The sequence below is a fragment of the Mycobacterium sp. genome (genome assembly GCF_036488105.1).
In the GTDB taxonomy this organism is placed as follows: Bacteria; Actinomycetota; Actinomycetes; order Mycobacteriales; family Mycobacteriaceae; genus Mycobacterium.
Window position 1 is genome coordinate 1 of sequence record NZ_DASXHW010000407.1, and the last position, 5,595, is coordinate 5,595.

Annotated in this window: 15 protein-coding genes; all 15 read right to left on the reverse strand. The window is 69.9% G+C overall.

Going from position 1 to position 5,595, the window contains the following annotated elements; translation table 11 throughout:
- Positions 1-315, reverse strand: a 315-nt coding sequence (locus tag VGH54_RS21680; RefSeq protein ID WP_331514153.1) for a hypothetical protein, incomplete at its 3' end; no start/stop codon positions are given.
- Positions 305-613 (reverse strand): hypothetical protein, encoded by a 309-nt coding sequence (locus VGH54_RS21685; protein ID WP_331514154.1) that lies wholly within the window; start codon positions 611-613, stop codon positions 305-307. The genes VGH54_RS21685 and VGH54_RS21680, both read right to left, overlap by 11 nt.
- The gene (locus VGH54_RS21690; RefSeq protein WP_331514155.1) at positions 610-996 is read right to left on the reverse strand and encodes a hypothetical protein; all 387 of its coding nucleotides are present in this window, start codon (positions 994-996) and stop codon (positions 610-612) included. The genes VGH54_RS21685 and VGH54_RS21690 overlap by 4 nt, the downstream gene beginning before the upstream one ends.
- A complete protein-coding gene (locus VGH54_RS21695) occupies positions 993-1,469 on the reverse strand; it encodes a hypothetical protein (RefSeq protein WP_331514156.1) in 477 nt (158 codons plus the stop codon). The genes VGH54_RS21690 and VGH54_RS21695 overlap by 4 nt, the downstream gene beginning before the upstream one ends.
- Positions 1,470-1,521: 52 nt before the next feature.
- Positions 1,522-1,695 carry a hypothetical protein gene (locus VGH54_RS21700; protein ID WP_331514157.1) on the reverse strand — a complete coding sequence of 58 codons (174 nt, stop codon included), beginning with the start codon at positions 1,693-1,695 and terminating at the stop codon, positions 1,522-1,524.
- A complete protein-coding gene (locus VGH54_RS21705) occupies positions 1,688-2,041 on the reverse strand; it encodes a hypothetical protein (protein ID WP_331514158.1) in 354 nt (117 codons plus the stop codon). Before VGH54_RS21705 ends, VGH54_RS21700 begins: the two co-directional genes overlap by 8 nt.
- Entirely contained in the window at positions 2,041-2,229 is a 189-nt protein-coding gene (locus VGH54_RS21710) for a hypothetical protein (protein ID WP_331514159.1), read from the reverse strand. The genes VGH54_RS21705 and VGH54_RS21710 overlap by 1 nt, the downstream gene beginning before the upstream one ends.
- Positions 2,222-2,401 (reverse strand): hypothetical protein, encoded by a 180-nt coding sequence (locus VGH54_RS21715; protein ID WP_331514160.1) that lies wholly within the window; start codon positions 2,399-2,401, stop codon positions 2,222-2,224. Before VGH54_RS21715 ends, VGH54_RS21710 begins: the two co-directional genes overlap by 8 nt.
- Complete coding sequence (locus tag VGH54_RS21720; protein WP_331514161.1) at positions 2,394-3,026, reverse strand: hypothetical protein; 633 nt, start codon at positions 3,024-3,026, stop codon at positions 2,394-2,396. The genes VGH54_RS21715 and VGH54_RS21720 overlap by 8 nt, the downstream gene beginning before the upstream one ends.
- Positions 3,023-3,466, reverse strand: coding sequence for a DUF6221 family protein (locus VGH54_RS21725; protein ID WP_331514162.1), 444 nt, complete (start codon positions 3,464-3,466; stop codon positions 3,023-3,025). Before VGH54_RS21725 ends, VGH54_RS21720 begins: the two co-directional genes overlap by 4 nt.
- Positions 3,463-3,840 (reverse strand): hypothetical protein, encoded by a 378-nt coding sequence (locus VGH54_RS21730; protein WP_331514163.1) that lies wholly within the window; start codon positions 3,838-3,840, stop codon positions 3,463-3,465. The genes VGH54_RS21725 and VGH54_RS21730 overlap by 4 nt, the downstream gene beginning before the upstream one ends.
- On the reverse strand, positions 3,837-4,163 hold the full coding sequence (locus tag VGH54_RS21735; protein ID WP_331514164.1) for a hypothetical protein: 327 nt from the start codon (positions 4,161-4,163) through the stop codon (positions 3,837-3,839). The genes VGH54_RS21730 and VGH54_RS21735 overlap by 4 nt, the downstream gene beginning before the upstream one ends.
- The gene (locus tag VGH54_RS21740) at positions 4,160-4,414 is read right to left on the reverse strand and encodes a hypothetical protein (protein WP_331514165.1); all 255 of its coding nucleotides are present in this window, start codon (positions 4,412-4,414) and stop codon (positions 4,160-4,162) included. The genes VGH54_RS21735 and VGH54_RS21740 overlap by 4 nt, the downstream gene beginning before the upstream one ends.
- Complete coding sequence (locus VGH54_RS21745) at positions 4,411-5,268, reverse strand: hypothetical protein (RefSeq protein ID WP_331514166.1); 858 nt, start codon at positions 5,266-5,268, stop codon at positions 4,411-4,413. The genes VGH54_RS21740 and VGH54_RS21745 overlap by 4 nt, the downstream gene beginning before the upstream one ends.
- Positions 5,269-5,270: 2 nt before the next feature.
- Positions 5,271-5,595, reverse strand: a 325-nt coding sequence (locus VGH54_RS21750; protein WP_331514167.1) for a hypothetical protein, incomplete at its 5' end; no start/stop codon positions are given.

Below are 5,595 nucleotides of genomic sequence, written 5' to 3' on the forward strand. Positions count from 1 at the left end.
GGCGGCGGTCGCCTCCCCTGTCGCCCCGCCGCCCGGCGCCGTCTTGGGGGAAGGGGTGCTCCGCGCGGCAGGGTCGGGTACCGCGGGCGCTACCGCGTGGCGGATGAGGGCAAGCTCGGCGCGGAGGCTCTCGGTTCCCGCATGCGCCCGGTCCGCGGCGGCGAGGGCGGCGTCGGCGGCTGACATCGCGGCCCTGACCTCTGTGCGGAGTGCCGTGACTTGCTCGCGGAAGGCGGAGGCGTGCCCGGCGGCGGCTTCCTCGATCCGGGTGAGGGACGCCTCGACCCGGCCGAGCTGGTCTGCCTTACGGCTCACGGGCTGCCCCTTTCTGGTCAAGATGGTCAGCTGTCAGCCCGGTCGTGAAGAATGAAAACACCGCGCCGAACAAGGGGACGACGGTCAGCATCATGAGCGCGGAGAGCGCGTAGGCGGCCGTCGTGGCAGGCCCGGTGTCGCAGCCGACCGTGGTAGCGGTCCCGAGTGCGCAGTACAGGCCGTGGGCGACGGGGATGCGGTCGGCCTGGCCGTAGAGCACCCCGAGGATCACGTCGAGCAGGAGAGTGATGGTCAGCGCGTACAGCGCCCTCTTGTGGTGCGCGTTGAGGACCGTCATGCGCCCCCGCCTCCCCGGTACGTGCGGGAGGACTGACTCGCGGCCGTCAGCAGCCGCTCGATGCTCTCCAGCACTTCCAGCTCGGTCCGCTCGGGGCGCGCGTTCTCGTGATGCCGGTTGCAGTACGGTGTTCCGCTGACCTTGTGGCGGCCGATCCTCCAGCACCCGTGCTCGGCGCAGTTCAGGCCGTGCCACAGGGAGACGATCACGCCGCCGCTGAACACGGCGGTGACGAGCATCGGGCCGACACCGGAGGCGAAGTCGTAGTTCTGGCTGGCCTGCGTGTCGATGCCGAGGAAGTGGGCGAGGCCGTGCTCGTAGCGGTAGGCGAGGTAGGCGGCGATCACGGCCGCGAACGGGAGGAGGAGCCGGCCGAGCCTCATGCCGCGCCGCCTGGCAGGTACGAGACGCACAGCAGGACCACGGCGAACGCTGCGGCCAGGACGCCGCCTGTTTCGAGCAGCGACAGGCCCTTGCCGCGGTTGGGGCGCAACAGGGCGATCCCTGCGCCGAGGGCGAGGCAGATGACCACCGACGAGGCCATGGCGGCGGCACCCGAGCAGACGGCGTACGGCAGCGCCGGGAGCACGCAGCCGGTTCCCGTGGCGATCCCGAGCATCGCCGACTCGCCGAACCCGCGGTCGTTGTCGTCACTCAGCCAGTCGAAGCCGGCCATCGACACGGCCGAGGTGAGGCCGCCGGAGATCGCGCCGGGCAGGACGAGGGACTGGTGGCCGGACAAGTAGAAGACGGTGCCGAGCAAGCTGACCATGCCGTCCCCGAGGCCGAAGATGACCGGGCGCGCCAGCCTGCGCCGGGAGGCGGCGCGTGCGGCAGGGGCGGAAGTGGCGGCCATAGGCAAAGGATAGGCGCGTGCACGGTGCAAATGCACGTGCAGATGGGCTGACTTAGCCGTCTTCCCGCTCGGTCCACGGCACGATGGCGCCGCGCCGCTCGGCCCTGCGCAGCCACAGGTAGGCAACAGGGTCGTAGCGCCTCCACCATTCCCGGTGCTCGCGGATCTTGCGGAGCTCGGCAACGGAGTCAGAGAACTGGGCAAGCGCCGTGGCGAGGTCAGTCACCGGCTTCACCGATCCCGAAGACCCTGCGGGCGTAGTCAAGGCCCGCGCGCTGGTTCTCGTCCACCGGGGGCAGGCCGGGGGCCTCCTCGCCCGATCGCCTGGCCCAGTACCCGCCGGGGCCACGGCCCTTGATGTGGTCGATCATGTCCTGCATTCCCTCGGCAACCGAGGCGGGCGAGAGGTAGGCGTACATGATGCGGGTGAACTCGCGGAACGCCTCGTCTTCCTCGGCCGTGCGGTGCTTCTTGCGGAACCAGTACTTCTGCTCTAGCTCGACCCTGTCCAGCAGCTCGCGGCGCGTCAGGGTGCGGGCCTCGGCGTCGGTGAGCCTCTTGAACCTGGCCATCATCCGCCTCCTTCGCCGGGTAGCCGGACAACGCCCGCGTCCAGCAGGTTCTCGTCAAGGGTGACCGACGGGTTCCACAGGATCAGCGTGCAGTCGTCATTGCCGCAGAACGCCTGCTCGGTGCCGAACGCGAACAGCGGCGGCTTGCCGCACAGGGGGCAGGTCGGGGTCTTCGGGGCGTCAGCCATCGTCGCCGCCTCCCGTGCCCGGCCATTGCAGGTCAGGGTCGCCGGTAACCGTACGGAAGAAGTCAAGCAGGTCGTCCATGGTGCCCGCGTACTCGGTGAACTGGTCGCGGATGTCGGCGACCAGGGAGCTGGCTCCCTCGCGGTACCCGGTCTCGTAGCTCTCGTCAGCCATCGGTGGCCGCCAGCTCTTGATCCGGCTGAGCCAGGCGCGGCAGGAGCCGGGCGCCGTACGTGGTGATAGTCCACTCGGCCCGCCCGCCCCGGTAGGTCATCGACAAGGACGCGTAGCCTGTCCCGATCATCTCGCCTTCCCCCGTGCGGGCACGGAGGGACACCTGAGCGGGGCGGGCGTCAAGGATGAACGTGCCGTCGCCGTTGTCCTGCTGGCCGATCCGGGGCAGCGAGCCGGTGCCGCGCACGGTCACCGACGCTGACCGCGAGGTCACCACGGGGATACCTGTCGTACGGGCGTCGTCATCGGGGATGAACGCCGGCTCCACTTCCTCCCCGCAGATGGCGCACTTCCAGTGCGGCTCGTCGTATCCCTCGCCCTCGCAGATACCGCCGCATGACCCGTCGCAGTCGACGTGAACGAGGTACTCGGTGAGCGTCGGGGTCTTGCCGTCCTCGGCGAACGCGTGAAAGTGGCCGTTGCTGTCGGTGTACTCCCACGCCGGGTCGGGCTTGACCGCGGTCTCGGAGCGGGCGTACTCGACCGATTCCTCGAACCGGATCTCAGTGGGGTGGAACTCGCTGCCGTTGATGCTCGCGTGGCCGGCCACGGTTGCGCTGATCATGCTGAGTCCTCCCACTCGCTCGCGATGATGCTGAGCATCTTGGCCACGTGCTCGTCCCGGCCGCAATCGCACGGCTTCCCGGCCCGCTCGTCGTCCGCACACGCGGAACCAGGCTCGCCGCCGTCCTCGCGGGCCGCCTGCGAGCAGGAGAACCACGGGTCACCGTCAACGTTCTGGTGCTGCTCGGCGAGGATGCCCGCGACTAGATCGCGGGTCGCCTTGACGCGGCGGAGAGTGCGGGCAGGGTCGTTGCGGGCGATGTGGTGTGCCGTCCTCACTAAGTCGGCCTCCGCGACCTGCGTGCCGTCGCTGACTACGAAGTTGATGCCCGACAGCCACTCTGTGCCCGTTGCGCGGTCCGCCAGCGCCTCGTCCTCGGCGAGCATTGCCTCGATCCTGCTGGCCAGTTCCGCTACGCGTGCGGTCAGGTCCGTGCTCATCGCCGCGCCTTCGCCTGCTCCAGCTTCAGCCGCTCGTTCTCGGCTTCCAGCCGCTTGATCTGCGCGGCGAGTTCCTCGGGCAGCACGCGGGGTCCGGCCGAGACGATGCGGCTCACTGCCATCGCCGGGAGGATAAGCGGCCATGCGAGGCCGGTGAGCAGCGCGAACACCACGCCCTCGCCGGTGGTGCTGATCATGCTTCCCCGGCGGCGGCGGTAGCACGAGTCGTAATGGTCGCCGTCCCGGCAGGAAAGCGGCGTGGTGCAGGACAGCGGCTCCGTGTACGGGCGGATCGCCCGGAACCGCCAGCGGGCCGCGGCCAGGGTCAGCGCCGTGTAGGCGGCCACGCAGGCGAGGGGAATGAGGGCGCTCACGGCGTCGCTCCCCTCAGCCCGACGATGACCAGCCCCCACCGCAGCCGCGTGAACGTGAGGTCCGCGGCCTTCGCCTCGTGTCTGGCAACCGCGATCACTGCCACGGCCCCGGTGACCGTGAACAGGACGATCGCGGCGCACACCCAAAGCTCAGCTAGCAGGCACCCCAGCATGAGCGCGGCCGGGAGGATGACGAAGAAGCCGATCAGGCCCCGCGCCGTGCAGTAGGCGAGGATGGCGAGAAGCCAGGTTCCCAGTCCCGCCGACACCGTGCGGCGGTGGCCGTTGCGGGTGACGTAGGACTCGCTCACGCGGACGCTCACGGCGCGGCGCTCCCGTCGCTCACGGTTAGCTTGCCGTGAAGGTCAAGGGTGATGTCCACCTTCAGGCGGCGCGACCGCACCGGCAGGATCGACACCGGCGCGTCCTGGGCGTCGAGCGCGACGTCGCCGTAGTCGGCGCCCAGGTCGAATACCGCGTCGGCAAGCAGGTTCTCGCCGTCGATGCGGACCGACTGGCCGTCTGCGTACTCCACCGTCATCGTCAGCTTCGCAACCCGCTGCCGCTCGTTCACCGTTCCCCCTCTAGTACGGACACGGGCACAAGCTGCCGCCGGCTGAGCGCTCGCGGCGCGTAGGTCTCGCCCGGAACGAGCCAGGCGTGGTAGCCGTCGGCGTGCCGCTCTACCCGCATCGAAACCGTGCCGCCGGGCATGGCATAGGCGGAGTAGTCCGGGCAGAGCCACATGCTGCCGTCCTCGTCCGCGCGCATGGCCCACGGAACCGTGTAGTAGGTGCGGCCCGTTTTCATCGTGGCGATCGTGGCCTCGCGGAGCGCCGGGGGAAGTGTGGCGCGGACCCTCGCAGGAGCGGACAGGGTTCCGCTGCCGGATAGAGCCGCTGCGGCGCCAACGTCGAACCCGGAAGCCGTGAACGTGCCAGCGCGGATTACCTCCTCGTCCACCCGTGCGGCGAGCATGAGCCCGATCGCGTGCTTGCGCTGCCACTGGTCCTGTTCCTCGGCGTCCTTCCCTGTCTCGAACGTGCGCCCGCACTTGCGGCAGTACGCCGTCCCCGGTACGGCGTGGATCAGCGAGCCGGGGCCGAATCCGGAGTCAGAGCAGCGACAGGCGGGTTCGGCTGCCTTCCGTGCCTTCCCTGCCGTGGCAGGCGGCGTCTTCGCGGACGCGGGCACCTCGCTCAGTTCCCAGCCCAGTTCGGCCTCAAGCTCGTTTAGCCGCCGCCAGTCCTCGGGGGTCATCGTCCTGCGCGGGCGGTTCACGATCTTCCGCTCGGCGCGCCTGACGGTGACCACCCGGAAGGCGGCGATTCCCAGGGCAAGCACGATCGCGGAGAGAATCACGGCCACCGCGACCCGCCCGGCCAGGGCATCGAAGATGCTGCTGAAGGCACTCAGGAGAAAGCTCACCGCTACTCGCCTCCTTTGCTGAAGACGCGGGCAAGCGGAACCAGGACGACTTCGCGCCCGCATGCCGGCAGCGGCCTGTCGGACTCGGCGGTCTCGTGCGGGTAGGTGTTCGCGGCCACGTACCGGAGCGCGAAGTCCTCCGCGCCGGCAGCGGACGCACCGGGAACGCGGACGATGGCGACCTGCCGGCCGAGTACCCACACCGGCACGTCGTAGGCCTTCTCCCGCTCGCACGGGCGGCCGGAGGCGAGCCGGGCGGCGTCTGCCATCCCGAAGCCCTGAAGGCGGCGCTGGCTGTAGCTGACGTACCAGCGCCACGGCTGGAAC